At 73.9% G+C, this 26,393-nt stretch carries 24 protein-coding genes; 16 read left to right on the top strand and 8 right to left on the bottom strand.

Features of this window, described 5'->3' with window-relative positions; translation table 11 throughout:
- The first annotated feature begins 28 nt into the window (after positions 1-28).
- A complete protein-coding gene (locus AC07GB_RS25870) occupies positions 29-1,210 on the top strand; it encodes a glycosyltransferase (RefSeq protein ID WP_478849353.1) in 1,182 nt (393 codons plus the stop codon).
- 40 nt (positions 1,211-1,250) lie between these two features.
- Here AC07GB_RS25870 and AC07GB_RS25865 read toward each other — a convergent pair whose 3' ends face one another.
- On the bottom strand, positions 1,251-2,570 hold the full coding sequence (locus AC07GB_RS25865; protein WP_478849351.1) for a TerD family protein: 1,320 nt from the start codon (positions 2,568-2,570) through the stop codon (positions 1,251-1,253).
- Between the two features lie 292 nt (positions 2,571-2,862).
- On the opposite strand from AC07GB_RS25865, the gene AC07GB_RS25860 reads away from it, so the two are divergent.
- From AC07GB_RS25860 to AC07GB_RS25850, 3 genes are all read left to right on the top strand, one after another.
- A complete protein-coding gene (locus tag AC07GB_RS25860; RefSeq protein ID WP_478849349.1) occupies positions 2,863-3,309 on the top strand; it encodes a DUF6643 family protein in 447 nt (148 codons plus the stop codon).
- A 581-nt stretch (positions 3,310-3,890) separates the two neighbouring features.
- A complete protein-coding gene (locus AC07GB_RS25855; protein WP_478849347.1) occupies positions 3,891-4,496 on the top strand; it encodes an Rv1733c family protein in 606 nt (201 codons plus the stop codon).
- Positions 4,497-4,628: 132 nt separating this feature from the next.
- Positions 4,629-7,031, top strand: coding sequence for a right-handed parallel beta-helix repeat-containing protein (locus AC07GB_RS25850; protein WP_478849345.1), 2,403 nt, complete (start codon positions 4,629-4,631; stop codon positions 7,029-7,031).
- Here AC07GB_RS25850 and AC07GB_RS25845 read toward each other — a convergent pair.
- Entirely contained in the window at positions 6,991-9,399 is a 2,409-nt protein-coding gene (locus tag AC07GB_RS25845) for a hypothetical protein (protein ID WP_478849343.1), read from the bottom strand. The two genes, AC07GB_RS25850 and AC07GB_RS25845, sit on opposite strands and share 41 nt — an antisense overlap.
- Before the next feature lie 174 nt (positions 9,400-9,573).
- Between AC07GB_RS25845 and AC07GB_RS25840 the strand changes: the two genes are divergently transcribed.
- Complete coding sequence (locus AC07GB_RS25840) at positions 9,574-10,401, top strand: DeoR/GlpR family DNA-binding transcription regulator (protein ID WP_478849341.1); 828 nt, start codon at positions 9,574-9,576, stop codon at positions 10,399-10,401.
- Between the two features lie 104 nt (positions 10,402-10,505).
- A complete protein-coding gene (locus AC07GB_RS25835; protein WP_478849339.1) occupies positions 10,506-10,985 on the top strand; it encodes an SRPBCC family protein in 480 nt (159 codons plus the stop codon).
- A gap of 16 nt (positions 10,986-11,001) precedes the next feature.
- Here the strand turns inward: AC07GB_RS25835 and cds1 are convergent, their stop codons facing one another.
- Entirely contained in the window at positions 11,002-12,138 is a 1,137-nt protein-coding gene (cds1, locus tag AC07GB_RS25830) for an L-cysteine desulfhydrase Cds1 (RefSeq protein ID WP_478849337.1), read from the bottom strand.
- Between the two features lie 369 nt (positions 12,139-12,507).
- On the opposite strand from cds1, the gene AC07GB_RS25825 reads away from it, so the two are divergent.
- Together AC07GB_RS25825 and AC07GB_RS25820 are read left to right on the top strand one after the other, a co-directional pair.
- A complete protein-coding gene (locus tag AC07GB_RS25825; protein ID WP_478849335.1) occupies positions 12,508-12,834 on the top strand; it encodes a hypothetical protein in 327 nt (108 codons plus the stop codon).
- A 188-nt stretch (positions 12,835-13,022) separates the two neighbouring features.
- Positions 13,023-13,532, top strand: coding sequence for an ATP-binding protein (locus tag AC07GB_RS25820; RefSeq protein WP_478849333.1), 510 nt, complete (start codon positions 13,023-13,025; stop codon positions 13,530-13,532).
- 108 nt (positions 13,533-13,640) lie between these two features.
- Here the strand turns inward: AC07GB_RS25820 and AC07GB_RS25815 are convergent, their stop codons facing one another.
- Genes AC07GB_RS25815 through AC07GB_RS25805 form a run of 3 tightly spaced genes read right to left on the bottom strand, consistent with a single transcriptional unit; the run spans position 13,641 to position 17,430 of the window.
- Entirely contained in the window at positions 13,641-16,223 is a 2,583-nt protein-coding gene (locus AC07GB_RS25815; RefSeq protein WP_478849331.1) for an ABC transporter permease, read from the bottom strand.
- Complete coding sequence (locus AC07GB_RS25810) at positions 16,220-17,104, bottom strand: ABC transporter ATP-binding protein (protein WP_478849329.1); 885 nt, start codon at positions 17,102-17,104, stop codon at positions 16,220-16,222. The genes AC07GB_RS25815 and AC07GB_RS25810 overlap by 4 nt, the downstream gene beginning before the upstream one ends.
- Positions 17,101-17,430 carry an SHOCT domain-containing protein gene (locus AC07GB_RS25805; RefSeq protein ID WP_478849327.1) on the bottom strand — a complete coding sequence of 110 codons (330 nt, stop codon included), beginning with the start codon at positions 17,428-17,430 and terminating at the stop codon, positions 17,101-17,103. Before AC07GB_RS25805 ends, AC07GB_RS25810 begins: the two co-directional genes overlap by 4 nt.
- 184 nt (positions 17,431-17,614) lie before the next feature.
- Here AC07GB_RS25805 and AC07GB_RS25800 point away from each other — a divergent pair, with 184 nt between their 5' ends.
- The 6 genes from AC07GB_RS25800 to AC07GB_RS25775 all read left to right on the top strand — a co-directional run bounded on the left by AC07GB_RS25800 (position 17,615) and on the right by AC07GB_RS25775 (position 22,209).
- On the top strand, positions 17,615-18,187 hold the full coding sequence (locus AC07GB_RS25800) for a TetR/AcrR family transcriptional regulator (RefSeq protein WP_478849325.1): 573 nt from the start codon (positions 17,615-17,617) through the stop codon (positions 18,185-18,187).
- Between the two features lie 85 nt (positions 18,188-18,272).
- The gene (locus tag AC07GB_RS25795) at positions 18,273-18,668 is read left to right on the top strand and encodes a (R)-mandelonitrile lyase (protein ID WP_478849323.1); all 396 of its coding nucleotides are present in this window, start codon (positions 18,273-18,275) and stop codon (positions 18,666-18,668) included.
- A gap of 38 nt (positions 18,669-18,706) precedes the next feature.
- Positions 18,707-19,291 carry a DUF4865 family protein gene (locus tag AC07GB_RS25790; protein WP_478849321.1) on the top strand — a complete coding sequence of 195 codons (585 nt, stop codon included), beginning with the start codon at positions 18,707-18,709 and terminating at the stop codon, positions 19,289-19,291.
- Positions 19,285-20,214: a phosphotriesterase family protein gene (locus tag AC07GB_RS25785; RefSeq protein ID WP_478849319.1), complete on the top strand. Its 930-nt coding sequence runs from the start codon at positions 19,285-19,287 to the stop codon at positions 20,212-20,214. The genes AC07GB_RS25790 and AC07GB_RS25785 overlap by 7 nt, the downstream gene beginning before the upstream one ends.
- An 88-nt stretch (positions 20,215-20,302) precedes the next feature.
- On the top strand, positions 20,303-20,902 hold the full coding sequence (locus tag AC07GB_RS25780; protein WP_478849317.1) for a TetR/AcrR family transcriptional regulator: 600 nt from the start codon (positions 20,303-20,305) through the stop codon (positions 20,900-20,902).
- A gap of 113 nt (positions 20,903-21,015) precedes the next feature.
- Positions 21,016-22,209 carry an MFS transporter gene (locus AC07GB_RS25775; protein ID WP_478849315.1) on the top strand — a complete coding sequence of 398 codons (1,194 nt, stop codon included), beginning with the start codon at positions 21,016-21,018 and terminating at the stop codon, positions 22,207-22,209.
- A gap of 14 nt (positions 22,210-22,223) precedes the next feature.
- Here AC07GB_RS25775 and AC07GB_RS25770 read toward each other — a convergent pair whose 3' ends face one another.
- The gene (locus AC07GB_RS25770; RefSeq protein WP_478849313.1) at positions 22,224-23,444 is read right to left on the bottom strand and encodes an ROK family protein; all 1,221 of its coding nucleotides are present in this window, start codon (positions 23,442-23,444) and stop codon (positions 22,224-22,226) included.
- A 349-nt stretch (positions 23,445-23,793) separates the two neighbouring features.
- Here AC07GB_RS25770 and AC07GB_RS25765 point away from each other — a divergent pair, with 349 nt between their 5' ends.
- The gene (locus tag AC07GB_RS25765) at positions 23,794-25,017 is read left to right on the top strand and encodes an MFS transporter (protein ID WP_478849311.1); all 1,224 of its coding nucleotides are present in this window, start codon (positions 23,794-23,796) and stop codon (positions 25,015-25,017) included.
- A 119-nt stretch (positions 25,018-25,136) separates the two neighbouring features.
- Positions 25,137-25,868, top strand: coding sequence for a maleylpyruvate isomerase family mycothiol-dependent enzyme (locus AC07GB_RS25760; RefSeq protein ID WP_478849309.1), 732 nt, complete (start codon positions 25,137-25,139; stop codon positions 25,866-25,868).
- A gap of 57 nt (positions 25,869-25,925) precedes the next feature.
- On the opposite strand, the gene AC07GB_RS25755 is transcribed toward AC07GB_RS25760, so the two are convergent.
- Positions 25,926-26,345: a MarR family winged helix-turn-helix transcriptional regulator gene (locus AC07GB_RS25755; protein ID WP_478849307.1), complete on the bottom strand. Its 420-nt coding sequence runs from the start codon at positions 26,343-26,345 to the stop codon at positions 25,926-25,928.
- Between the last annotated feature and the right edge of the window lie 48 nt (positions 26,346-26,393).

The following is a 26,393-nucleotide window of genomic DNA, read 5'->3' as shown; positions in this document are numbered from 1 at the left end:
CCGGGCACCGTGGGGCAGACTGCGGCGGATGAGTGCCGTTGCGTGGATCTCCGCCGCCTCGCTCGCCGCGTGGCTGTGGCTGCTGGTAGGACAGGGCTTCTTCTGGCGCACGGACCTGCGCCTGCCACCCCGGCGCGAGCCGGAGCGCTGGCCGCCGGTGTGCGTCGTCGTCCCCGCGCGGGACGAGGCCGAGGTGCTGCCCGCCAGTCTGCCGTCACTGCTCGCGCAGGACTACCCGGGGCGGGCCGAGGTGTTCCTCGTCGACGACGGCAGCACCGACGGCACCGGGGCTCTCGCGCGGGAGCTGTCCGCGCGGCACGGCGGGCTTCCCCTGACCGTCACCTCGCCGGGCGAGCCGCCCGCGGGCTGGACGGGCAAGCTGTGGGCGGTGCGGCACGGCATCGGCCTGGCACGCGCGCGTGAGCCGGAGTACCTGCTGCTCACGGACGCGGACATCGCCCATGAACCCGACAGCCTGCGGGAGTTGGTGGCCGCCGCGGAGACCGGCGGCTTCGACCTGGTGTCACAGATGGCGCGGCTGCGCGTGGCCAGCGTGTGGGAGCGCCTGGTCGTCCCGGCGTTCGTCTACTTCTTCGCACAGCTGTATCCGTTCCGCTGGATCGCGCGCAAGGGCGGGCGCACCGCCGCCGCGGCCGGTGGCTGCGTGCTGCTGCGCGCGGACGCCGCCGTACGGGCGCGGGTGCCGGACGCCATCCGGCACGCCGTGATCGACGACGTGGCCCTCGCCCGGGCGGTCAAGCGCGGCGGCGGGCACGTCTGGCTGGGCCTCGCCGACCGTGTCGACAGCGTGCGCCCCTATCCGCACCTCGCGGACCTGTGGCGGATGGTGGCGCGCAGCGCGTACGCCCAGCTGCGCCACAACCCGGCGGTGCTCGCCGGGACGGTGGCGGGGCTCGCGGTGATCTACCTGGCGCCGCCCGTCGCCCTGGCCGCGGGCCTGGCGGCGGGCGACACTGCCGCCGCGGTCCTCGGGGGCCTCGCGTGGCTCGTGATGACGGGGACGTATCTGCCGATGCTGCGCTACTACCGCCAGCCGCTGTGGCTCGCGCTCACGCTGCCCGCCACGGCCTTCCTGTACCTGCTGATGACGGTGGACTCGGCGGTGCGGCACTACCGGGGACGCGGCGCGGCGTGGAAGGGCCGGACCTATGGGGCCGCCCCTGAGCCGGCCCCCGACTCGCGGCCCTGACCGGCGCCCCCCACGTGCTGGGAGGCGCCGGCGCGGGGCATCACTTCCTGCCGGGCGTCCAGTTCATGCCCCAGCCGTAGGCGTAGTCGATCGTGCGCTGCGGGCTCACGCCGCGCTCGGGCACCAGATAGCGGGCCTCGCGCTGGACGACCAGCTCGCCGCCCTGGTTCGTGATGAGCGCGAGGGCGCACACCGTCGACGGCACCGTGCACTCGTCCAGGGAGAACTCGATCGGCGCGCCGTGCTGCGGCGTCAGCGTGACCGTCGCGTTCAGGTCGGCGAAGCTGCGCGCGCCCTCGTAGATGGTCACGAAGATGACCATGCGCTTGAAGTCCCGCGTGTGGTCGAGGTTGACGGTGAGGTTCTCGCCGGTCGACACGGCTCCGGTGCGGTCGTCGCCGTCCAGGAGGATGTACGGAGGCTGGTTCAGGGCCCCGAAGGCGTTGCCGAGGGCCTGGACGACTCCCTTGCGGCCGTCGGCCAGTTCGAACAGCGCGCACAGGTCGAGGTCGAGGTCGCCGTGCATCGCCACGGCGCGCCCGAGCTTGCTGGCCCAGCCCTTGAACTGCTTGCGCACCTCCCAGTTGAGGTTCACGCGCAGCGCGCCCGACGTGCCGCCCTGCTTGGTCAGGGAGACCGAGGGCGACTCCTTGGTGAGCGTGACCTTGGTCAGGCGCACGGGCTGTGCGGGCGCGGCGGGCGGCGGAGGCGGCGAGGCGGGAGCGGGCGCGGCCACGGGCGGGGCGGGGGCGGGCGCGGGAGCCGCCACGGGCGGAGCGGGCGCCGGGGGCGGGGTGGGCGCCGGGGGCGGGGTGGGCGCGGCCGCCTGCTGGGGCTCGTCCACCGTGATGCCGTAGTCCGTCGCCAGGCCTTCCAGACCGCTGCTGTAGCCCTGGCCGACGGCGCGGAACTTCCAGGCGCCCTGGCGCCGGTACAGCTCGCCGAGGACGAACGCCGTCTCCACGCTCGCGTCGGCGCTGTCGTACCGCGCGATCTCCGCGCCGGTCGCGGCGTCGAGGACCCGGATGTGCAGACCGGGCACCTTGCCGAACGAGCCGCCGTCGGACGACGCGGCGAGGACCACCGTCTCGACAGCGGGCTCCACGCGCGCGAGGTCGACGACGAGCGCGTCCGTCACGGTGCCGCCCGCGGTCCGCTTGCCCTCGTGGCGCACGGCGCCCGAAGCGTGCGTCGCCTGGTTGTAGAAGACGAAGTCCGCGTCCGAGCGCACCTTCCCGGACTGCGCGAGCAACAGCGCGGACGCGTCGGCGTCCGGAACTCCGGGTCCGGAACCCCAGCCCAATTCGACCCGTACGGCGGTTGCCCCCACGGGAACATTCGAACCTTTGGCCATAGACATGTCTGCCCCCATCACCAGTGCCGGGCCCGGCAGGACCGCCGTTCCGTTCCCGCCCAACCTATTACCTGGGATTCGCGGACGCGCACGGACCCACCCGGCCATCGCTCCGCGTCAACCGCCGGTCGACCGCCGGTAACCCAGGAGAACCCCGCCTTTACAGGTTCCCTACGGCACCGCGCGACCGATTTTCCCAGGTTCGCTCGCATTGAGGATCCGAAGGCGCAGGCAACACGACAAACAACCCTCTTATCGGTCTCCCCAACCAGCACATCAAGGGCTTAACTTATGGAGCATGACCTCCCCCCGCTCCACCTATGGCGGCGGTTACTACTCCGCGCCGTCCTTCCCGGACACTCCGATCTACGACTCTCTGGTCGCCGAGCGGGGCACCCCGCAGATCGCCCCGATCCGGGTGAACCCGTCTCCTTACGACACGGGCAGTCACCTCCCGGCCCTTCCCGCCGCGTTGCCCGCCCTGCCGTCGGGGCCCTCCGGGCCCGCGGCGGCGGCTCCGCCGAACTACGGCTACGCGCCCGCGCCGCAGCCCGCACCGCTGCAGCAGGCCCCCGCGCCGTACATCCCGCAGCAGGCAGGACCGCCCCGCGGCTACCCGGGCCCGCAGCAGCAGCGGCCCATGGGGACCACGACGGGCTATGAGGCGATGCGTCCCGCGGCGCCTCGCCCGGCGCCCGCGCCCCACGAGGACCCGTACAACCGGCAGCAGTACCGGGGCTACTGACCGACCGCGGCCCGCGCCGCCGGTGACCGCCGACAGCAGGGCCGCGCGTCGCTCACTGGGATCCATGTTCATCCGCTGAAGGCGTCCGGGGGGGCACGCCTGGCAGTCGCCGTCGAGCCAAGGGCCGACGGCGACTTCGGCGTGCGCGCACTCAGCCGGGTCCCCTGATTCGCGTGATTCGCGCAACGCCGCGCTCAGCGAAGGCCCCGCCGCCCATGCATCGTTTCCGGCCGAATGTGCGGGGCCCGCGCTCACCGCCTCCGGGCCGGCTCCGCCCCGTCGACAACACCCGCCATCCGTATCGGTGACCCGCCGAAGATCCTCGAATGAACAGGACGGGCGCGGGGAACTCGACGACAGGACAAGGTCGTTGAGGTTCGAAGGTGCTCGCCCCGGTCTCCCGCGAAGCACCGGCGGGAGCCTCGCCGGGCCTCTTCGGACGAGTCCGGAAAGCGACGAGAGGGAGGGTGCTGTCATCCTCAGTTCTCGTCGCCCACGCGTGAGCCGTGCCGTTCGCGGTCAGGACCGTGGGGACGGACGCGGAAGACCGTGAGGACGGACGCGGAAGGGGGTGCGGGACCGTGCGAGCGATCGCCGGACTCTGGCGCTGGCGCCGCAATCCACTGCGGCGCGGGACGGACCTCGCCGAGGCCTGGGTGGCCCTGGTCGCCCTCGTACTCATCGTCGTCGCGGCCCCGGTGACCGGCGCGGTGACGGGCAGCCTCACGCACGACGCGCTGTTGCGCTCGGTGGAAACACAGCGCGCGGCCCGCCACGTCGTGACGGCCACTGTCCTTGAGAAACTCGACGAGTCGCCCCTCGACCCCGACCCGGAGACCTCCACCGCGCGGGACGCGCACCGCCGCGTGCTCGCCAGGTGGACGGGACCGGACGGCTCCGGGCACGCGGGCACGGTCGCGTCCGTCCTCAAGTCGCCACGGCCGGGCGACCGGTTCACGGTCTGGACCGACCGCCACGGCCGGGTGGTCGGCCGCCCGCTCGACCCGGCCACCGCCACGACCCACGCGGCCCTCGCCGGATTCGGCGCCGCCCTCGCGAGCGCCGGCCTCGTCGAGGGCGCCCGGCGGCTGCTCCTGTGGCGCGTCCTCCAGCGCCGCTACGCCCGCTGGGACCAGGCCTGGCAGCAGGCGGGACCGGACTGGGGCAGGACCGGCACCGGCGCCTGAGCTGGGGGGAGCCTGCCCATCAGGTCAACTCCCCCGTGCCGCGCGCGCTACGGTGGAGCGGGCCGACTCCTCGGCCTCCTCGCGCGCGGGCGCGGGGTCCCGCGTATGTCGAGGTGGGGGCAGAGCAACTCCATGGCACAGGGCACGGTCCAGGTGACGCACACCGGTACGTCGCGGTGGCGGCGCCGCACGGGAGAGTACGCATCGCTGACCGCCGCCCTGGAGGCCGCGGGCGACGGGGACGTCCTGACAGTCGCCCCGGGGACGTACCGCGAGAACCTCGTCGTCCAGCGGGCGGTGACGCTGCGCGGCCCCGAGGGCTCCCCCGGCTCCGTGCGCATCGCGCCCGTCGACGGCGTGCCCCTGACGGTGCGGGCCTCCGCCGTCGTGCAGGACCTGCACGTCGAGGGGCAGGACTCGGCCGCGCCCGCGCTGCTCGTCGAGGACGGCACGCCGGAGCTGGCGGACATCCGGGTGCTGACGCGCTCGGCGGCCGGCATCGAGGTCCGCGGCGGCGCCCGCCCCACCCTGCGCCGCTGCACGGTCGACAACGCGGGCGGCGTCGGCATCGCCGTACTCGACGGCGGTGGCGGCGTGTTCGAGGAGTGCGAGGTCGTCGCGGCGGGCCAGTCCGGGGTCGCGGTGCGCGGCGGCGGCCATCCCCGCCTGGAGCGCTGCCGGGTGCACCACACCTCGGGCGCGGGCCTGTCGGTCACCGGCGAGTTCAGCGGCCTGGAGGCCGTCGGCTGCGAGGTGTACGAGGTCAAGGGCGCGGGCGTGCAGATCACCGCGCGCGCCACGGCGCACCTGACGGACTGCGCGGTGCACCGCACGACGTCCGACGGCGTCACGCTCGACACGGACGCGGTGCTCACCCTCGCCGACTGCCGCATCCACGACATCCCGGAGAACGCGGTCGACCTGCGCTCGCGCTCGGTCCTCACCCTGACGCGGAGTACGGTGCGCGAGTTCGGCCGCAACGGCCTGTCGGTATGGGACCCGGGGACGCGCGTGGACGCCAACCAGTGCGAGATCCACGACAGCACGGGTGACTACCCGGCGGTGTGGGTCAGCGACGGTGCGACGGCCGTCCTGGAGTCGTGCCGGGTGCACGACGTGCCGGACGCGCTGTTCGTCCTCGACCGGGGGTCGCGCGTCGACGTCATAGACAGTGATCTGACGCAGGTGCGCAACACGGCGGTGTCGGTGAGCGACGGCGCGACCGCCCAGCTGGACGACGTGCGCATCCGGGAGGCGGGGACCGGCGCGTGGTTCCGCGACCACGGCAGCGGCGGCGTCCTCGCGGACTGCACCGTGGACGCCACGCAGACGGGCGTGATCGTCACCAAGGGCGCCGATCCCAGCATCGAGCGCTGCACGGTCACCTCCCCCGCCGAGGCGGGCTTCTACGTCTCGGCGGGCGGGCGCGGCAGCTTCCAGCGCTGCACGGTCGTCGGCAGCGGCGGCTACGGCTTCCACGTCATCGACGGCTGTCGTACGACGCTCAAGCGGTGCCGCACGGAGCGGTGCGCGCGCGGCGGCTTCGAGTTCGCGGAGGACGGCCCGCTCGTCGAGGACTGCACCAGCGACGAGAGCGCCGGCGTACGACCCGCCGCGCCCGAGGCGGCCACGCAGACGGCCGGACAGTCCGTGGGGCTGCTCGGCGCCCTTCCCGAGCCGCGCGGCGCCGGGCAGCCGCCCGCGCAGCCCGCCCCGCCGCCGTCGCGCACCTCCAAGGCCGTGCTCGGCGAACTCGACACGCTGGTGGGCCTGGAGAGCGTCAAGCGCGAGGTGCGGGCCCTCACCGACATGATCGAGGTGGGGCGGCGCCGCCAGGAGGCGGGCCTCAAGGCGGCCTCGGTCCGCCGCCACCTGGTGTTCACCGGCTCCCCCGGCACGGGCAAGACGACCGTGGCCCGGCTCTACGGCGAGATCCTGGCCTCGCTCGGCGTCCTGGAGCGCGGCCACCTCGTCGAGGTGTCGCGCGTGGACCTGGTGGGCGAGCACATCGGCTCGACGGCGATCCGCACCCAGGAGGCGTTCGAAAAGGCCCGGGGCGGCGTCCTGTTCATCGACGAGGCGTACGCGCTCTCACCGGAGGACTCCGGGCGCGACTTCGGCCGGGAGGCGATCGACACGCTCGTGAAGCTGATGGAGGACCACCGCGAGGCCGTCGTGGTGATCGTCGCGGGCTATACGCAGGAGATGAACCGCTTCCTGTCGGTCAACCCCGGGGTGGCGTCCCGCTTCTCGCGCACCATCACGTTCGGCGACTACGACGCCGAGGAACTCCTCCGCATCGTCGAGCAGCAGGCGGAGGAGCACGAGTACACGCTCGGCACCGGCACATCCGAGGCGCTCCTGAAGTACTTCACCGCCCTGCCGAAGGGGCCCACGTTCGGCAACGGCCGTACCGCGCGCCAGACGTTCGAGGCGATGGTGGAGCGGCACGCGGGCCGTGTCGCGCAGCTCGCGGAGCCGAGTACGGACGATCTCACCCTGCTGTACCCGGAGGACCTTCCGGAACTGGTGTAGGGCTCGCCGGGGGAGCGGCCGCGGGGGTCGCCCCCGCCGTGTCCGGGGACTTCGGGCGCGGCACCGGGGGCCTGAGCCGGGCGAGCAGCCGGGCGCGCTCCTCGGCGAACGCGGGGTCGGCCTGGTAGTCGCCGTGGCCGAGGAGCGGCGCGGGCAGCGGGTGCTCGGCGGTGCGGCCGTAGGCGAGCGGGTCCTTGAGCGCGGCGCGGTCGACCTGGGGGCCGCAGTCGCCGTGCAGCCGCACCGGGCCGCCGATGGGGTCGGTGGCGCGATACAGGTTGCGCCAGCAGTCGACCTCGCGGTGCAGGGAGCTGAGCGCGGCGGGCCCGAAGTGCGCGGGGAACCAGCGGCCGTACAGGCGCTCAAGGGGGGAGCCGTAGGTGAGCAGCGCGACCCGTTTGCGTACGGACGGCAGCAGTTGCCAGGCCGCGGCGGCGGCGAGGACGCTGCCCTGGGAGTGGCCGGACAGCACGAGGCGGCCGCCCGTGGCGCGGGTCCAGGTGTGCATGCGCCAGGTCAGGTCGGGCACGGCGCGCTCGGCGTAGCAGGGCGGCGCGAACGGGTGGGCGGCGCGCGGCCAGAACGTGCCGACGTCCCACAGGATGCCGATGGTGCGGCGCGCGGAGGCGTCGCGGTAGGCGCGGCGGCCCCAGGTGACGAAGAGTATGAAGCCGAGGCCGATCAGCCAGGAGCCGAGGGCCTGCGCGGTCTGCGCGGTGCCCTCGACGAACGCGGGCGCGCCGTCGGCGGCCTCGCCGGGCACCTCGTCGCTCGCCCAGGCCCCGACGAGCGCGGCGGCGCCGAGCAGCAGCGTGGTGGCCGAGGTGACGCCGACGACGAGGGGCACGCGGTCGGTGAGGGCGGCGCTCACGCGCTTGGCGGCGATGCGGCGGGTGCGGGCGGTGTCGGGGCGCTCGCCGGGGTACTCGCGCGGCACGCGGGCGCGCTCGATGCGCAGGTGCCGGGCGGTGCGGACGGCGAGCCCCGCGCACAGGACGGCGACGACCACGAGCAGCGGCGGGATGACGGAGGCCTGCCAGGTCAGCAGGGCGGGCGGCCCGTCGATCGTGCCGCGCCTGCCGTCCAGCCAGTCGGCGACGCGCTGGGAGCCGCCGCCGGACATGACGCCGCCGAGCGCGCAGGCCAGCATGGCGACGGCGGGGCCGCCGAGGCCGCGCATGGCGGCGCGGGCGTCGGGCGCCCCGCGGTGGAGCGCGGTGGCGACGGCCGCGAGGGCGAGCACCAGGGCGCCCTGGACGAGGGCGATGCCGCCGAAGGTCGTGTTGCCCGGAAGCCGGCCCGTGGAGGTCCAGTCGGGCCGCGACCACCCGGCGTACAGGACCGCGAGGGCGAGCAGGGCGAGGGCGGCGAGCGGCAGCCCGCGCACCAGGGTGCGGTCGAGCCGCCGGTCGAGCCGGTGTTCGCTACGGCCCCTGCGGCACACCACTCCCACCACGAGGGCCCCGCATCCGGCGAGGGCGGACATCAGGGTCCAGCCGAGGACGTCCAGGAGCACGGATCCGCCGGGGCGGCGGTCGTACCGGGCGGCGGAGGCGCCCACGGCGGCGGCGACCGTGAGCAGGCCGGCGGCGGTGTGGGCGGCGCGCAGCCGGGCGACGATCCTGCGCCCGTACCAGAAGCCGGGCCTGCCGAGGGCGTTGCGGGCGGCCTCCTCGGGGTCCGGTTGGTGGGGCAGCGGCTGCTGGGACTCGTACGCGCTCCAGGTGCGGTGGGAGAGGTACCAGAGCAGGCCGGTGAGCGCGGCGGGCAGGGCCGCGGCGAGCGCGAGGCGGCGCCCGGGCTGCGACCACCAGCCGCCGCCCCCGGCCGCGTCGGGGGCGAGGAAGCCGAGCCAGGAGTGGTCGGCCACGCACGCGCGCGTGCCCGCGCACTGCCAGGCCACCAGGTCGACCGCTATCTCGCAGGCCGCGGCCACGAGCAGCACGGTGAGGGTCAGGGCGACGAGGCGGACCAGGAGGCCGTACGCCCGGACGGCGCGCTTCATGCGGCGCGCGGCGGGGCGCATCCAGTGCGCCAGGTTGACCACCATGAACGGCAGGAGCAGGAGCCACAGGGCGCGCGAGCCGTTGCCGGAGGTGAGGTCGGACCAGACGTACGCCTCCGGGACGGGGCGGCCGCGGTAGTCCTGCGGGCGGGACTCGGCCGTCACGTCGTCGGCGCGGCGGTGGACGGCCGCGGTGCCGTCGCCGGCGACGCGGACGGTCCTGGGGTCGTCGAGCATCTCCTGCGGCGTGGCGCCGCCGACGCCGTGCACGAGGAGTTCCAGGGCGATCTGCTCCGCCGGGGCGGGTGTGCCGGGCCCCGGTTCCTTCGCATGGGCGGGCTGCCCCGCCGTGGCGCGCTCCACTGTTCCGCTTCCCCCGAGGTGTGCGCTGCTGACTGCGAGTACCAAGGATCGCGGCTCGGGGCTCCGCGCGCACCCGCCGTCACGTAATCTCCCCCTTCGTTATCCACCGGTGGCGCATGCGAGGATGAGGCGACCTGATGACGGGCTTGACTGGGCGAAAGGGCCGGACCTGAGGTGAGTGAGAATCAGCACCTCCTCGCGGAGCAGCGCCGCGCCCTGATCCTGGACGAGGTCCGCCGCCGTGGCGGTGTCCGGGTCAACGAACTCACCCGGAAGCTGGGCGTTTCGGACATGACCGTCCGCCGTGACCTGGACGCGCTCGCGCGCCAGGGGGTCCTGGAGAAGGTCCACGGCGGCGCGGTGCCGGTGGCGGAGGCGAGCACGCACGAGCCCGGCTTCGAGGCCAAGTCGGGCCTCGAACTCAGCGCCAAGGAGGACATCGCGCGCGCCGCGGCGGCCCTGGTGGCCCCGGGCACGGCGATCGCGCTCTCCGGCGGTACGACGACCTACGCGCTCGCGCATCAGCTCCTGGACGTGCCGGACCTGACGGTGGTGACGAACTCGGTGCGGGTCGCGGACGTCTTCCACGCCGCGCAGCGCAGCTCGGGCCAGCGGCAGGGGGCCGCCACGGTGGTCCTCACCGGCGGGGTGCGCACGCCGTCGGACTCGCTTGTCGGCCCGGTCGCCGACCAGGCGATCGCGGCGCTCCACTTCGACGTGCTGTTCCTCGGGGTGCACGGCATAGCGGCGGGCGCGGGTCTGTCCACGCCCAACCTCGCGGAGGCGGAGACCAACCGGCGTCTGGTGCGGTCCGCGCGCCGCGTCGTGGTGGTCGCCGACCACACCAAGTGGGGCACGGTGGGCCTGAGTTCCTTCGCCACGCTGGAGCAGGTGGACACGCTGGTGACCGACGCGGGCCTGCCCGCCGAGGCCCGCGCGGAGGTCTCCGAGCGGCTGCGGCTCATCGTGGCGGGCGAGCCGGAGGTCTCCGCGGAGGCCTGAGGGGCACGCGGCGTCCACCGGTCACGGCCCTGCCCTTGGTGGGCGTGCTCGTCTAAGGTGACCGTACGCGTTCCACCACCGCCGTCCGCTGGGGGCTGAGTGCGATGCCACGCCATCTGAGGCCCGTGGGGCTCGACTTCCTCGCCACCGCACCGGTGCGGCACGTCTTCACCCGTGACGTGGCCGCTCCGCCCGAGGCGGTCTTCCAGGCCCTCGCCGTGGACGTGGCGCAGTGGCCCGTGTGGTTCACGTCGGTCACCCGCGCCCGGCCCGTGCGGGGCGGCGCGGGCCGCGTGGTCCATCTCCAGGGCCGCGTCCGGCTCCTGGAGTCGATCCTCGCCGCGGACGCGCCGACGCGGTACGTCTACCGCGTCGACGTCACCAACGCGCCCGGGGTCCGTGCCCTGGTCGAGGAGTGGCACCTGACGCCCGCCGGCACCGGTACGCGGGTGCGCTGGACCTTCGCGGTCGAGCCCAGCGGCCTGGCGCGCTTCCTGTTCCGGCACGGGCGCAGGGGCCTGGGCAAGACCTTCGCCGCCTCGCTCGGGAACCTGGAGCGCCGCCTCTCGGGGACGAAGGCCTAGGCGGCGGGCCGTCGGCTCAGGCCTCCGTCCACCGGCCCGTGGCGAGGAGTGTCTCTATGGCCGCCGCGTACGGCCGGATGTCCAGGCCCTGCTCGGCCAGCCACGCGTCGGAGTAGTACTTGTCGAGGTAGCGGTCGCCGGGGTCGCACAGGAGGGTCACGACGCTGCCGGTGCGGCCCGCCGCCACCATCTCGGCGACGATCTTCAGGGCGCTCCACAAGCCGGTGCCGGTCGAGCCGCCCGCCTTGCGGCCGATGACCCGCTCCAGGGCGCGGACGGCGGCGACGCTCGCCGCGTCCGGGACCTTCATCATGCGGTCGATGGCGCCGGGCACGAAGCTCGGCTCCATGCGGGGGCGGCCGATGCCCTCGATGCGGGAGCCGCAGTCGCTGGTGGCGGCCGGGTCGTTGTGGGTCCAGCCGTCGAAGAAGCAGGAGTTGTCCGGGTCGGCGACGCAGATGCGGGTGTCGTGCTGCATGTAGTGCACGTAGCGGGCGATGGTCGCCGAGGTGCCACCGGTCCCGGCCGTCGCCACGATCCACGCGGGCTCCGGGTAGCGTTCCAGGCGCAGCTGCTGGTACATCGACTCGGCGATGTTGTTGTTGCCGCGCCAGTCCGTGGCCCGTTCCGCGTAGGTGAACTGGTCCATGTAGTGGCCGCCGGTGTCGACGGCGAGGGCGGCCGCCTCCGCGTACATCGTGCGCGAGTCGTCCACGAAGTGGCACTGGCCGCCGTGGAATTCGATGAGGCGGCACTTCTCGGCGCTGGTCGTGCGCGGCATCACCGCGATGAAGGGCACGCCGATCAGCTTGGCGAAGTAGGCCTCGGACACGGCCGTCGAGCCGCTGGAGGCCTCGATCACGGGGCGTCCCGGGCGGATCCAGCCATTGCACAGGCCGTACAGGAACAGTGAGCGGGCGAGCCGGTGCTTGAGGCTGCCGGTCGGATGGGTCGACTCGTCCTTGAGGTACAGGTCGATGCCCCAGTGCTCGGGCAGCGGGAAGCGCAGCAGATGCGTGTCGGCCGAGCGGTTCGCGTCGGCCTGGACCTTGCGTACGGCTTCTTTCAGCCAGGAACGGTAGTCCGCGTCGCTCCGGTCGACATCGAGAGTGACGGCGGGCTCGCCGGTCGGGTCGTGCTGGACGGTGCTCACCGCGTGGCTCCTCGCGCTCATGCCGGACGCGGTTCGATCCGGCCGGACCCCTCGATGATAAACACCTACAACACCGCCCTCACCTGCATAAACACTCCTTTTGGTACCTCAAAGGCGCAGCTGTCACGGCCATCTGGCCCTCCCGGCCCGCTGCCGTGGCCCCGCACGGAAGTGGCATGTGCGACGTCGCCGTACGCCCTAGTGTTCGGCCCCTGCCCCGTGCACACTGCACCGCACGGGGCAGGGGTAGGGTCCCGGACGGGCGCCATCGGGCGGCGCCCGGACAGCGCCAGACCACGGCCCGCGGCACGCCGGACGCCGCGGCACACCATGCGCGGGACGCCACCGCGCGCGAGGGGGCGGAGCCTCATGGCAGAGCCGGAGTTCACGGCCACGGGCGTGCGGATCGGGAAGCGGCTGCGCTCCCTGACCCGCGCGGGACAGGTCCGGATCAACGACGGCAGACTGGAACTGCTCACCAGTTACGGCACGGAGATCGACAGCGCACCGGTGCAGGCGGTGCGCGCGGGCAAACCCTGGTTCGCCCCGCAGGACCGCGCGCTCGCCGACGTCAACGGCACGCGCTACCGGCTCACGCTCGGCGACCACGATCCGGTGCCCGGGGAGCCGGGGCCACCCTCCGTCCGCGCCTTCCTGGAGGCGCTGCGCAGCGCGGGCGGGCGACAGCGCGTCTGACGGGGCAGAGACGGGCGCGAGTTGCACGCCCGCACCCCCTGCGTCACTCTGGTGTCACATCACTCTGGGTTTACCGGCGATAACGCTGCGAACCAGCCGCCGGGCCCCCAGCAGGCGGCGGACAGCGCGCGGCCCCTGCTGGATCGGAACGCCGTCTTCTTCCGGACCTCACTTCGGGGAGTCGCACCGTGATCAGCCAGCCGAGCAGGCAGTGCACGGTAGAGCTCCAAGCCCTGCCGTCGCGGATCGGTCAAGTCCGCAGAATCGTATCGGCGCAGTTGCGCTACTGGCATCTCGATCCGTTGATAGACCGGGCCGCGCTCGGTGTGACCGAGTTGCTCACCAACGTCCACCGGCACGCGGAGGGGGACAAGGGATGCACCGTGGACATCGAGCTGATGCTCGGGCGTCTCATGGTCTCCGTCCATGACCACGACCCCCGGCTGCCGGAGGTGCGGGACGCGGAGCCGTTCGAGACCTGCGGCCGCGGGCTCGCCATGGTCGCCGCGGTCAGCGAGAGCTGGGGGGTGAGGCCGGAGGGCGAGCACGGCAAGGTCGTCTGGTTCACGCTCGCCGCGCCGTCGCCCACCGTGGACCTGCCGACGTATCCCGCGTACGACGCCGAGAGCACCCGCTCCTTCGTCGCCCCGTCGCCCGTCGGCGCGCATACTCCCGCCCGGTCGGCCGTTCCTGGCTGACCGGGCGGTGACTGTTCTCGTCCTGTTCCCTTGCTTCTTCGCTTGCTCCTTCGCTCTCGACCGTGTCCATTGCTTCGGTTCTCGTTCTCGTTCCTCGCCGGGTTCCTCTCACTCCGTCGCGATCGCGCGCAGGACGTCGAGGCGTGCCGCGCGCCGCGCCGGGCGCAGGCCCGCGAGGGCGCCCGCGGCCACGCCCACCAGGGCGACCACGGTGAGCGGCAGCGGCGGCAGGGCGAACGCGAAGGCGCTGTCGGACGCCCCGTCGGACGCCTTGACCAGGATCCAGCCGAGGAAGCCGCCGAGCGCCAGGCCGCCCGCGGTGCCGAACGCGGCGACCAGGACGGACTCCCAGCGGACCATGGCGCGCAGCTGGGCGCGGGTCTGGCCGACGGCCCGCAACAGGCCCAGTTCCCGGGTGCGTTCGTGCAGGGCCAGGGTCAGGGTGTTGGCGATGCCGAGCAGCGCGATGAGGACGGCGAGGGCCAGCAGCGCGTAGACGAGGGTGAGCATCATGTCGATGCCTCCGGCCGACGACCGCGCGTACTCCTCGCGGGTCTGCACCTCGGGGTTGCCGTACTCCGCGGCCACGGCGGACACCGCGGCCTTGCCTTCGGCGGTGCTCACGCCGTCCTTGAAGGTGACGGAGACCAGCGTGTCGGAGTCCTGCGCGCGGTGCGGGGCCCAGGCCTCGCGGGTGACGACGTAGTCGCCCACGAGTTCCGACCTGCCGTACACGGCGCGCACGGTGAAGGTGTCCTTCTTGCCGTCGGTCTTGCCGTCGGTGAAGGCGAGTTCGGCGCGGTCGCCCACCTTCAGGCGCTGCTTGTCGGCCTCGGCGCGGGTGAGAGCGATGCCGTCGTCGCCGAGGCCGGTCAGCGAGCCCTGGACGCGGCCGAGGTCGAAGGACCTGGCGAGGGCCCGCGGGTCGGTGACGGTCAGGGCCCGGCCCTTGCCGTTGACCTCGGCCACTCCCCTGCCGAGGCCGACGGCCGTGGCGACCTCCGGGCGTGCGGCGAGCGCGGGGGCGAGGCGGGGGCTCAGGCCGCTGCCGCCGCCACCGAAGGCGGGGGTGCTGACCGCGATGTCGCCGGCGAAGGACCGGGACACCGTCTGGTCCATGGTCGCCTTCAGGGACGCGCCGAAGACGGTGAACAGGGAGACGACGGCGACGCCGATCATCAGGGCGCTCGCGGTGGCCGCCGTGCGCTTGGGGCTGCGCAGGGCGTTGCGCCGGGCGAGGGCTCCGGTGACGCCGCGCAGCCGGTCGAGCGGCCCGCCGATGACGCGTACCGCGCGGGCGGCGGCGACCGGCCCGAGCACCACGAACGAGACGAGCGCGAGCACGGCCCCGGTCCCGGCCAGCCACAGCGACGGGTCGGCGAGGACGCCGAGCAGGGCGAGGGCCACGGCGGCGAGGCCGAGCACGGTGCCCGTCACGGCCCGCGCCCGCGAGGCGCCGGAGTGGTCGACGGCCGTCTCGCGCAGCGCGGCGAGCGGCGCGGTCCGCCCGGCCCTGACGGAGGGCAGCAGCGCGGAGGCCGCGCACACGACCACGCCGACGGCGAAGGGCAGCAGCATCGAGGTGCCGCTGATCACCAAGTCGCCCTCAGGGAAGGGGAATCCGATGGCGGGGAACAGCGCCTGGAGCCCGGCCGCGACGGCGACGCCGCCCGCGAGGCCCGCGAGCGACGCGGCCACGGCGACGGCGCCCGCTTCGAGCAGGGTCGCTCCGGTGACCTGGCGGCGGGAGGCGCCGAGGGCGCGCAGCAGCGCGTTCTCGCGCGTGCGCTGGGCGACGACGATCGCGAAGGTGTTGTGGATCGAGAAGGTCGCCACCAGGAGCGCGATGCCGGAGAAGACGAGCAGGAACGTCGTGAACAGCGTCAGGAACTGGCCGGAGATCATCTCGGAGTTCTCCCGCGCCGCCTCCTGTCCCGTGACGGCCTCGACGCCCCGGGGCAGGACGGGGGCCAGCGCGTCGACCAGTTCCGCCTGTCCGGTCCCGGGCCCGGCCCGGACCTGGATGGAGGAGGCCTGGCCCGGCTTCGGCGTCAGGTACTTCTCCGCGTCGGCGCGGGTCATGCCGGTGAAGGTCGTCTGCGCCATGCCGTCCTCGCCGGCGAACGTGGCGAGGCCGACGAGGGTCACCTCAACCGGGTCGGGCGTGCGCAGGGTGGTGGTGTCGCCGATCCTCAGGTCGCCGCTCTCGGCGGCGCCGCGGTTGACGACGACCTCGCCGGGCTTCGCCGGGGCGCGGCCCTCGGCGAGCCGGTAGGGGTTGAGCGCGGTGTCGGCGATCCAGTTGCCCGCGAGGGTGGGCGGTCCCTGGCCGCCGACCGGGTCGCCGTCCTTGCCGACGAGCTGGCCCGCGCCCTGGATGCTGGGCTCGGCGGCCGCGACGCCCGGTACGCGCGCGATCCGCTCGGCGAGGCCGGAGTCGACGGCCTGGCGGACGCCCTGGGTCTCGCCGGGCGTGGTGATGGTGTTCTCGGCGCGTACGACCGCGTCGGTGCCGCGGGTCGCGTCGCCGAACATCGTGTCGAAGCCGGCGCGGAGCGTGTCGCCCATGACGAGGGTGCCCGCCAGGAACGCGACGCCGAGCAGCACCGCGACGAACGTACCGGCGAAGCGGCGCTTGTGGCCGCGCAGGGAGGTGAGACCGAGGCGCGCGGCGGGGGCGAGCGATGTCATGACGCCGCCCCCCTCGTGGGGCCGCAGGCGCCGGTGGTGTCGTACGCCGCTTCGCCGTACGCGTCGTAGGAGGCCACGCCGGACCGGGCCGCGCCGGTGGCCTCGAAGGCCTTCATGCGGTCGAGGACCTTGTCGGCCGTGGGGTCCCGCATGCGGTCCACCAGGCGGCCGTCGGCGAGGAAGACGACCTCGTCGGCGTGGGCGGCGGCCACCGGGTCGTGGGTGACCATGACGACGGTGCGGTCCATCTGGCGCACCGTGCGGCCGAGCAGCCCGAGGACCTCCTCGCCCGAGCGCGAGTCGAGGTTGCCGGTGGGCTCGTCGGCGAAGACGACGTCGGGGCGGGCGGCGAACGCCCGTGCCACGGCGACGCGTTGCTGCTGTCCGCCGGAGAGTTCGGCGGGCCGGTGGTGCAGGCGGTCGCGCAGGCCGACGATGTCGATGAGCGCGTCCGTCCACTCCTGCCGCGCGCGGTCGCGGCGCCGCCCTGCGAGGTCCATCGGCAGGGTGATGTTCTCCGCGACGGTCAGCGTCGGCACCAGGTTGAAGGCCTGGAAGACGAAGCCGATCCGGTCGCGGCGCAGCAAGGTCAGGCGCCGGTCGTCGAGGGAGCCGAGGTCCGTCCCGCCGATGTGGGCGGAGCCCGACGTGAGGGTGTCCAGGCCCGCGGCGCAGTGCATCAGGGTGGATTTGCCCGAGCCGGACGGGCCCATGATCGCGGTGAAGCGCCCCGCGGGGAAGCCGACGCTGACGTCGTCCAGGGCGGTCACCGCGGTCTCGGCGGACCTGGCGGTCCCGGTCGAGCCGTAGACCTTGACGGCCCGTTCGACCCGGGCGGCGTAGCGGATCCCGGCCGGCTGCGGGGCGGCGGTGGTGCTCACGAGCGGCCTCCCTTGAACACGCCGGACGCGCCGGACCCGCCGGACCCGCTCGATGCGCCGCCCGCGTGGCCGAACTCCTCGTTCAGGACGCTGAGGCGGCGCCAGTACTCGTCCTCGTCGATCTCGCCGGAGGCGAAGCGATGGCCGAGCGCGGCGATGGGTGACTTCTGGTCGACACCAGCGGCACCTCGCTGCCAGGGCCCGCCCCTGCCGCGCCACCCCGTGCGGCGCAGGACCGTGACGACGCCGAACACCACGGCCGCCCAGATCAGCGGGAAGAACAGGATCCACGGGCCGGGCCCGCCGTCGAACGCCAGGGTGTGCATGATGTCCATCTCCTCGAAGGGGTGCGGAGCGATGCTTTCCGTCCCTTCCGAGCCTGGTCCGGGCGCCCGTCGAAGTCGTCGTACGGCCAGCGGCCGTGCGCGTACCTCCCCGGGAGTACGAACGGGCCGCGGGCCTCATCCCCGCGGCCAAGCGCTCCTCACCTGGCACTCTGTACCTATTAGTATGTACAGTGTGGTCATGAGCACTCCGGAGCGTCTGATCGAGTCCACCCGTGAGCTGCTGTGGGAGCGGGGCTATGTGGGCACGAGCCCCAAGGCCATCCAGCAGCACGCGGGCGCCGGGCAGGGCAGCATGTACCACCACTTCTCGGGCAAGCCCGACCTCGCGCTCGCCGCGATCCGGCGCACGGCCCAGGAGATGCGCGCCACCGCCGAGGCGTCGCTGAGCGGCGACGGGTCGGCGTACGAGCGCGTCGCCGGGTATTTGCTGCGCGAGCGTGACGTACTGCGCGGCTGTCCCGTCGGTCGGCTGACCATGGACCCGGACGTCATCGCGAGCGACACGCTGCGCGCGCCGGTGACCGAGACCCTGGAGTGGCTGCGCGGGCGGCTCGCCGCGATCATCCAGGAAGGCCTGGACCGGGGCGAGTTCAGCCCGTCGCTCGACGCCCAGGACATCGCGTCGACCCTCGTGGCGACGGTCCAGGGCGGCTATGTCCTGGCCCGCTCCACGGGCTCGCCGGACGCCTTCGACGCGGGCGTCCGCGGCCTCCTTGCGCTGCTCGCCCCGCGCTGAGCCCTCACCCCACCTCACCTCCCTCACCGAGGGGTCGTCCCCGAGGGGTCACCCCCTCCCCCGGTACTACGCGCAGAGGACTGCCGTGCACATCACCCGCACCCGCCCCCAGAGCCTTCGCGGTCCCGCCGAGCACTTCACCGGAAGCGTCCGGCTCGACGAGATCGCGAGCCCCGAAGCCCCGTCCCGGCTCCGGATGTTCAGCGTCCACTTCACCCCGGGCGCGCACACCGCCTGGCACCGCCATCCCCACGGCCAGGTCCTGCACGTCACCGAGGGCGAAGGCCTGGTGCAGCGCGAGGGCGGGCCCGTGGAGCCGATCCGGGCCGGCGACACCGTGTGGATCGCGCCCGGCGAGCGGCACTGGCACGGGGCCGCGCCGCGCACCTTCATGACGCACCTCGCCGTGGTCGAGGCCGCCGAGGACGGCACCACCGCCCACTGGGACGAACACGTCGCTGCCGACGAGTACCCGGCCTGAGCCCGCCACTCCGACAGAAACAGCAGGTACCGCACACCATGCACGCTTTGCAGTACGAGATCCCCCTGCCCGCCGACTACGACATGGGCGTCATCCGCGAGCGCGTGGCGGCCAAGGGCCATCTCCTCGACGCGTTCCCCGGCCTCGGCTTCAAGGCCTACCTCATGCGCGAGCGCGGCGTCGACGGCTCGCCGGTGAACCAGTACGCGCCCTTCTACCTCTGGAACACCGCCGAGGGCATGAACTCCTTCCTCTGGGGGCCCGGTTTCCAGGGGCTCAGCGACGACTTCGGGCGACCGGTGGTGCAGCACTGGATGGCCCTCGCCTACGAGGCCGGGCCCGCTGTCGGCGCCCGGCCGACGGCCGCCCTCCGTCACCGCAGGCCGCTGCCGGAGGGCGCGCGGATCGCGGACCTCGCCACCGGGCTCCTCGATGACGCCGCGGCCCTCTCCCGCGCCGGCGGGGCGGTCGGCTCGGTCGTGGCCGTGGACCCCCGGCACTGGGAGGCGGTCACGTTCTCGCTCTGGGCCGACGAGGCGCCCGAGGCCTCGGGTGAGGTCTTCCAGGTCCTGCACTGCTCGACTCCCGAGCGGGACCGGCTCGTCAAGGGCCGGGCGTGGTGAGCGGGGCCGGTCCCGCGGTCCGTACCGTCACGGGGGACGTCGCGCCGTCCGCCCTCGGCGTGTGCGACGCCCACGACCACCTCTTCCTGCGCAGCCCTCAACTCCCGGGCCAGGAGCTGGACTCGGCACGGGCCGCGGCCGCGGAGCTGACCGCCTTCCACGAGGCGGGCGGCCGGAGCGTCATCCAGTGGACCCCGCACGGCATGGGCCGCCACGCGGCCGACCTGCCCGCCCTCGCGCGTGCGACGGACACGGTGATCGTGGCCGCGACGGGCCTGCACCAGGCCGTGCACTACGACCAGGACGACCTCGCCGCGCTGCGCGCAGAAGGCCTGGCCGCGCTGTTCGTACGGGAGTTGACCTCCGGCATCGCCGACAGCGGCGTACGAGCCGGCCTGATCAAGGTCGCGGGCGGCTTCCACACCCTGGACGCGCACGCCCGCTGGACGATGACGGCGGCGGCCGAGGCCCACCACGCGACGGGCGCGCCCATCGCCGTCCACCTGGAGCTGGGCACCGGCACCCAGGACGTGCTCGACCTGCTCTGCGCGGACCTGGAGGTCCCGCCCGGCAAGGTGATCCTCGGCCACCTCAATCGCTTCCCCGACCTCGACGCCCACCTCCGGGCCGCCGCCACGGGCGTCTATCTGGCCTTCGACGGGCCCTCCCGCGCCCACCACGCCACGGACTGGCGCATGCCGGAGGCCGTGCGGGCCCTCGCCGACGCGGGCCACGGCTCCCGGCTGCTCCTGGGCGGCGACACCACGACCTCCGCCGCGCGCTCCGTGCACGGGGGCCCGGGCATGCCCCATCTGCTGCGCGGGGTCCGGCCGCGCCTGGAGCGGGCCGTCGGCAAGGACCTGGTGGACCGGATGCTCACGGTGAACGCCGCTGACGCCTTCGCCGTGGAGTGGCCCGTCTGACACCCCAGGTGAGCGCCCACCCCGCGGGGGGGCGCTCACACGCACCCTCGTATTGCATCGCACGTTCCAAAACGGGTACGGTTCCTTCATGGCCCGACCGAGGACGTTCGACGAGGAGCGGGCCCTGGACGCGGCGATGCGCGCCTTCTGGGCGAAGGGCTACGAAGCCACTTCGACCCAGGACCTGTGCGACGCCACCGGACTGGGCCGCAGCAGCATCTACAACACCTTCACCAGCAAGCACGACCTGTTCCGCAGGTCGCTGAATCGCTACATCGACATGATGAGCGCCCCGCAGGCGGACATCCTGGAGGACAGCGAGCGCCCGGGGTTCGACCGCATCCGCGCGCTGTACACCCGGGTCGTCGACAGCGAGTTCGAGTACCGCGAGGACGCGGAGCGCAGCATGGGATGTCTCACCGTCAACACGGTGGTGGAGCTGGCCCGGCGCGACGCCGACGCGGCCGCGCTGATCGAGCGCGACCTCGGCCTCCGGCTGCGGCTGCTGCGGATCGCGATCGACGCGGGCAAGCGCGACGGCACCATCACCGACCGGCGGGACACGGAGTCCCTCGCCCGGTTCGTCAACGCCACCATCGGTGGCATGCGGGTCTCCGCCCAGGCGGGCGCCGACCGCACCGTGCTCGAAGCCATCGCCGAGACCGCACTGGACGCGCTGCGCTCCTGAACTTCCCCGCCGTAAGGGCGCGTTGAACTCTCCTGGAGCTTCGACGCGCCGCTCTCCGCCCTAATTTTGTACTGACCCGTCCAATACTTGCCGCTCATTTCCGAGGAGCACCCATGCCCCGCGCCGTTTACGTCCTGGCCCTAGGCATCTTCGCCATGGTGACCAGCGAGTTCGTCGTCGCCGGACTCATGCCGCAGATGGCCGAAGGGCTCGGCGTCACGATCCCCGAGATCGGTTACTTGATCACGGCCTTCGCGATGGCCATGGCCTTCGGCGGGCCGTTCCTGACGGCCGCCCTGCTCAAGCTGGAGCAGAAGCGGGCCCTGATGGTCATCTTCGCCGTCTTCCTCGCGGGCAACGTCCTGGCCGCCCTCGCCCCCGACTACCGGACCATGCTCGTGGCGCGCGTGGTCACCGGCGTCGCCTCGCAGGCCTTCTTCGGGGTCGGCATCTCCATGGCCACGCAGCTGACCCGCCCCGAGATCCGGGGCCGCGCCGTCGCCGTGGCGCTCAACGGCCTGATGCTGGGCACGCTCCTCGGGCTTCCGCTGGCCACCGTGGTCGGGGAGCACCTGGGCTGGCGTGCCGCGTTCTGGGCCATCACCGTGCTCACCACGCTGGCCGCGGTCGCCACGCTCGTCGGGGTGCCGCACGTCGAGCGCATCGAGGGCGGCGGCGCCCTGCGCGGGGAACTGGGCGCGTTCAGGAGCCCGCGGCTCTGGCTGGTCCTGATCACCAGCACGTTCGTGATCGGCGCGACGTTCTCCGCCTTCAGCTACCTCAACCCGATCCTCACCGAGATCACCGGCTTCGCCACCGGCACCGTGCCGCTGCTGCTCATCGCCTACGGCGCCGCCACGCTCATCGGCAACACCGTCGTCGGCCGTCTCGCCGACCGGTACACCCTGCCGGTCCTGGTCACGGGCCTGCTGCTGAACTTCGGCTTCCTCGCCGGCTTCGCCCTCGTCGCCGACGTGCCGGTCGCCGCCGTGGCGATGATGCTGGGCATCGGCCTGGTGGGCGTCACCATGAACCCGGCGATGGTCACCCGCGTACAGCGCGCGGGCAACACCGGCCCCTTGGTCAACAGCGTGCACTCGTCGTTCATCACCGGCGGCATCATCATCGCGACCTCCGTCGGCGGCCCCGCCATCGACACCTACGGGCTGCGCGCCCCCCTGTGGATCGGCGCCGGACTCGCGGTGCTCGGCCTGCTGTCGCTGATCCCGGACCTGCGCCGGCGCGGAACCGCCGCCCCGGCCGCCGACGTCGCGGCCCCCGTACGGGAGCCCGCGCGGGTCGGCTGACGCGGCCCTGACCGCTAACCCAGCGCCCCCAGGGGGTCGTCGAGCACCGGCTGCCAGGCCAGCTCGGCGGCCCCCACCAGGCTGTTGTGGTCGAGGGTACAGGCCAGGATCGGCACGCCGCCGCTGCGGCCCCACAGGCTCCGGTCGGCGACGACCGCGCGCAGCCGCTCCGGGTCCGCGTCGAGGAGCGCGCGGTGCAGTCCGCCGAGGATGATGCGGTCGGGGTTCAGGATGTTCACCAGGCCCGCGAGACCGAGGCCCAGACGGTCGATCAGGGCTTCGGCGGCCACCCGTACCGCAGGATCCGCGTAGTGCTCGGCCAGCAGCGTGCGGGCCTGGTTGAGCAGGCCCTCGGGCCCCGGCCTCACCCCGGCCTCCGTCAGGAAGGCGAGCGGGTCGGTCTCCACGTCCAGACAGCCGCGGCTGCCACAGTGGCAGGGGCGCCCCTCCGAGTGCACCGTGAGATGCCCGACTTCGAGAGCCAGACCCGAACTTCCGGTGTGCAGACGGCCGTCGAGGACGAGCGCCCCGCCGACGCCCCGGTGTCCGGTCGCCACGCACAGCAGGTCGCGGGCGCCGCGCCCCGCGCCGTGCCGGTGTTCGGCGAGCGCCGCGAGATTCACGTCGTTGCCGGTGAACGCGGGGCCCGTGACGCCCGCCGCCCGTACGCGGTCCGCGAAGATCTCCCGCACGGGCGCGCCCGCGGGCCAGGCCAGGTGCAGCGGATTGAGGGCGGTGCCTTCCGGCTCCGCGACGGCCGACGGCACCGCGAGCCCGGCGCCGACGCACCGCCTCCCGGTCTCGCGCAGCAGGCGCGCGCCCTCCTCGACGACCGTGCCGAGCACCTGCGCCGGATCCGCGTCGATCGTCTCGCAGCCGGGCGTCGTGGCGACGATCTCGCCGCCGAGGCCGACGAGCGCCGCGCGGAAGCCGTCGGCGTGCACCTGCGCGGCGAGCGCGACAGGGCCGGTCCCGGACACGGAAAGGCGGTGCGAGGGGCGGCCCTGCGACCCGGCGGCCGCACTCGGCCTGGCGTCGACGCTGATCAGGCCGAGCGCCTCCAGCTCGGCCGCGACGGCACCCGCCGTGGCACGCGTGACGCCCAACTCGGCGGTGAGGACGGCTCGGGTGGGGGCGCGCCCGGTGTGGACGAGTTCGAGTGCGGGGCCGAGCGCGGTACGCCCTCGCTCCAGGCGCGTGCGCGCCTCGCCCCCGGTGGCAGCCTTCCCGTTCATGAGGGCGAGTCTCCCATGATCCGTACGCCACCTCGCCGTTCCTTCGTCGCCATGCGGCCGTCCCGCGCCCTTCGCCTGTCCGTGATCCACGGTTTCGTACGTCTATTTCCGAAGTGCGGCGCCGCGGCTTCGCACCACGACCCGGTACGGCCGCAACACCCGGCCCCGCCCGACCCGGCACGACCGCCACGGCCAGGCCCGCCCGACCCGGTACGGCCGCCCCGCCCGACTCCGCCCCGCCCGGCGCGGTCGCCGCCGCTCCCGGCTCACCCGGCCCGGTGCGGCCCCGCATCATGCGCCCCGAACATTCGCCTTGTCCGCGACCGGGGTGCGCCTCTACGCTGACTTTGTGCCGCTACTAAACAAACCCACGTCAGAGGCGCCCGAGGCCCCTTCCCGCGACTTCAGCCGGCTCCGTGCCGCCCTCACCGTCTTCTTCGCGCTCGACGGCTTCGTCTTCGCCGGATGGGTCGTGCGCATCCCGGCCATCAAGGAGCAGACCGGGGCCTCGGCGAGCGCGCTCGGGCTCGCGCTGCTCGGGGTCTCGGCGGGAGCCGTGGTGACGATGACGCTGACGGGGCGGCTGTGCACGCGCTTCGGCAGCCATCCGGTGACCGTGGCGTGCGGCGTCCTGATGCCGCTGAGCGTGGCGCTGCCGCCGCTGACGCACTCGGCCCTGGCGCTCGGCCTGGTCCTGCTGGTCTTCGGCGCGGCGTACGGCGGCATCAACGTGGCCATGAACAGCGCGGCCGTCGATCTCGTACGGGCGCTCCGGCGTCCGGTCATGCCCAGTTTCCACGCGGCGTTCAGCCTCGGCGGCATGATCGGCGCGGGCATCGGCGGTCTGGTCGCGGGGCACCTCTCCCCCACCCGGCACCTGCTCGCGCTCGCCCTGATCGGCCTCCTCGTCGCGGTGGTGACGGCGCCGACGCTGCTGCGGTACGAGGTGCCGGGCGCCCCGGACGCCGACGGCGCGCGCCCCTCCGCCCCACGCGGTTACGGCGGCGGCGTGCGGGGGCCAAGCGGCCTCGTGCTGGTCTTCGGGCTCGTCGCGCTGTGCACGGCGTACGGCGAAGGGGCGCTGGCCGACTGGGGCGCGCTGCACCTGGAGCAGGACCTCGACGCGCACCCCGGCGTCGCCGCGGCGGGCTACTCGTGCTTCGCGCTCGCGATGACGATCGGCCGCCTGTCCGGTACGGCGCTCCTCGAACGCCTCGGGGGCACGCGCACGGTCGTCGGCGGCGGCCTGCTCGCCGCGGCGGGCATGCTCCTGGGCGCGCTCGCGCCGTCCACGGGCGCGGCACTCGCCGGGTTCGCGATCACGGGCCTCGGCCTCGCGAACATCTTTCCCGTGGCGATCGAGCGCGCCGGCGCGCTCGCCGGGCCGAGCGGGGTGGCGGCCGCGTCCACGCTCGGCTACGGCGGGATGCTGATGGGACCTCCCGCCATCGGGTTCATGGCGGACTGGTTCTCCCTGCCGGTGGCCCTGACCAGCGTGGCCGTACTCGCGGCCGTCGCCGCGTGCATCGCGGGAGCGACGGGGCGCACGCCCCGGGCGCGCGCCACCGGCTGAGGCCTCGCGGCACGCGCCGCGGCCGTGCCCGCACCCGGCCGCGGACGCCTTTCGTCCCTGCCCCGGCGCGGTCCACGCTTCGCCCACGCGGCGGCCGGATCGTCCTGCACAATCCCCGCATGGAGATTGCCGAGCACATCGAGATACTCGACCGGGAAGGCCGGTCGCTCGCCCACGCCGCCGAGCAGGCGGGCACCGGTGCCGCCGTGCCCACCTGCCCCGGCTGGCAGGTGCGCGACCTGCTGCGGCACACGGGCGTGGTGCACCGCTGGGCCGCCGCCTTCGTCGCCGACGCGCATCCCTCGTTCCGCCCCTGGGAACAGGAGCCGGGCCTGGACGGCGCCGACCTCGTGGCGTGGTTCCGCGAGGGACACGCCGCGCTCGTCACCACGCTCACCGCCGCCCCGTCCGACCTGCGGTGCTGGACGTTCCTGCCGTCCCGGTCCCCCCTCGCCTTCTGGGCGCGGCGGCAGGCGCACGAGACCGCCGTGCACCGCGTGGACGCCGAGGCCGCGCGCGGTGGTACGCCCGCGACCGTGGGCACGGACTTCGCGGTGGACGGCATCGACGAGTTGCTGCGCGGCTTCCACGCCCGGACCAAGAGCCGGGTGCGGACTCCGGAGCCGCGCGTGCTGCGGATCCGCGCCACCGACGCGAAGGAGGCGTGGACGGTCCATCTGTCCGCGGAGGTTCCCGTCACCGAGCACGGCGACACGCTGACCGCCGACTGCGAGGTGGCGGGCCAGGCGGCGTATCTGTATCTGGCCCTGTGGAACCGCCTGCCGTTCCCGCAGATCACGGGCGACACCGCGCTCGCGACGCTGTGGCGCGAGACGTCGGGGGTCGGCTGACCGCCGGGCCTGCCGGGCGCCCGGCGCGGGCCGCGCGCGCCCGCCCCTGACCTGCCGTCAGGCGTCCGGGGCCGTCAGCATGCGGGTGAGCACGGCGCGCTGCACCGGCCTGACCTCGGCGTGCCGTCGACGTCCCTTGGCGGTCAGGCAGACCCGCACGCCGCGGCGGTCCTCGCTGCACATGCCGCGCTCGACCAGGCCGTCCTTCTCCAGGCGGCCGATGAGGCGGGACAGGGCGCTCTGGCTCAAGTGGACCTGGCAGGCGATGTCCTGGACCCGGAAGCCGCCGTCGCCGTCCGCGGAGCCGCCCTCGGCGAGCACGTCGAGGACCTCGAAGTCACTCGCGCCCAGACCGTGCGGGTGCAGCTCCCGGTCCAGCTCGCAGAGGGTGCGCGCGTGCACCGCGAGGATCTCCCGCCACTGGTTCACGAGCCCTTGCTCGGCCTCAGCCGCGGGCTCGGCCTTCGTCGCCGCCATGGCGGCACCGTAGCAGAATTCGCGCGATTATTGCATCGGAATTAAATG

It is taken from the genome of Streptomyces sp. NPDC045778, from assembly GCF_056431945.1.
This window is presented reverse-complemented; position numbering and strand designations above follow the sequence as displayed.

Excerpts from the sequence above, each read along its gene's own strand:
- AC07GB_RS25825 (WP_478849335.1), top strand. The coding sequence starts at position 12,508 with ATGGCAGAGCCGGAGTTCACGGCCACGGGCGTGCGGATCGGGAAGCGG.
- AC07GB_RS25815 (WP_478849331.1), bottom strand. The coding sequence starts at position 16,223 with ATGACATCGCTCGCCCCCGCCGCGCGCCTCGGTCTCACCTCCCTGCGC.
- AC07GB_RS25865 (WP_478849351.1), bottom strand. The coding sequence starts at position 2,570 with ATGTCTATGGCCAAAGGTTCGAATGTTCCCGTGGGGGCAACCGCCGTA.
- AC07GB_RS25835 (WP_478849339.1), top strand. The coding sequence starts at position 10,506 with ATGCCACGCCATCTGAGGCCCGTGGGGCTCGACTTCCTCGCCACCGCA.
- AC07GB_RS25770 (WP_478849313.1), bottom strand. The coding sequence starts at position 23,444 with ATGAACGGGAAGGCTGCCACCGGGGGCGAGGCGCGCACGCGCCTGGAG.
- AC07GB_RS25760 (WP_478849309.1), top strand. The coding sequence starts at position 25,137 with ATGGAGATTGCCGAGCACATCGAGATACTCGACCGGGAAGGCCGGTCG.
- AC07GB_RS25780 (WP_478849317.1), top strand. The coding sequence starts at position 20,303 with ATGGCCCGACCGAGGACGTTCGACGAGGAGCGGGCCCTGGACGCGGCG.
- AC07GB_RS25800 (WP_478849325.1), top strand. The coding sequence starts at position 17,615 with ATGTACAGTGTGGTCATGAGCACTCCGGAGCGTCTGATCGAGTCCACC.
- AC07GB_RS25860 (WP_478849349.1), top strand. The coding sequence starts at position 2,863 with ATGACCTCCCCCCGCTCCACCTATGGCGGCGGTTACTACTCCGCGCCG.
- AC07GB_RS25755 (WP_478849307.1), bottom strand. The coding sequence starts at position 26,345 with ATGGCGGCGACGAAGGCCGAGCCCGCGGCTGAGGCCGAGCAAGGGCTC.
- AC07GB_RS25850 (WP_478849345.1), top strand. The coding sequence starts at position 4,629 with ATGGCACAGGGCACGGTCCAGGTGACGCACACCGGTACGTCGCGGTGG.
- AC07GB_RS25805 (WP_478849327.1), bottom strand. The coding sequence starts at position 17,430 with ATGCACACCCTGGCGTTCGACGGCGGGCCCGGCCCGTGGATCCTGTTC.
- AC07GB_RS25790 (WP_478849321.1), top strand. The coding sequence starts at position 18,707 with ATGCACGCTTTGCAGTACGAGATCCCCCTGCCCGCCGACTACGACATG.
- AC07GB_RS25775 (WP_478849315.1), top strand. The coding sequence starts at position 21,016 with ATGCCCCGCGCCGTTTACGTCCTGGCCCTAGGCATCTTCGCCATGGTG.
- AC07GB_RS25870 (WP_478849353.1), top strand. The coding sequence starts at position 29 with ATGAGTGCCGTTGCGTGGATCTCCGCCGCCTCGCTCGCCGCGTGGCTG.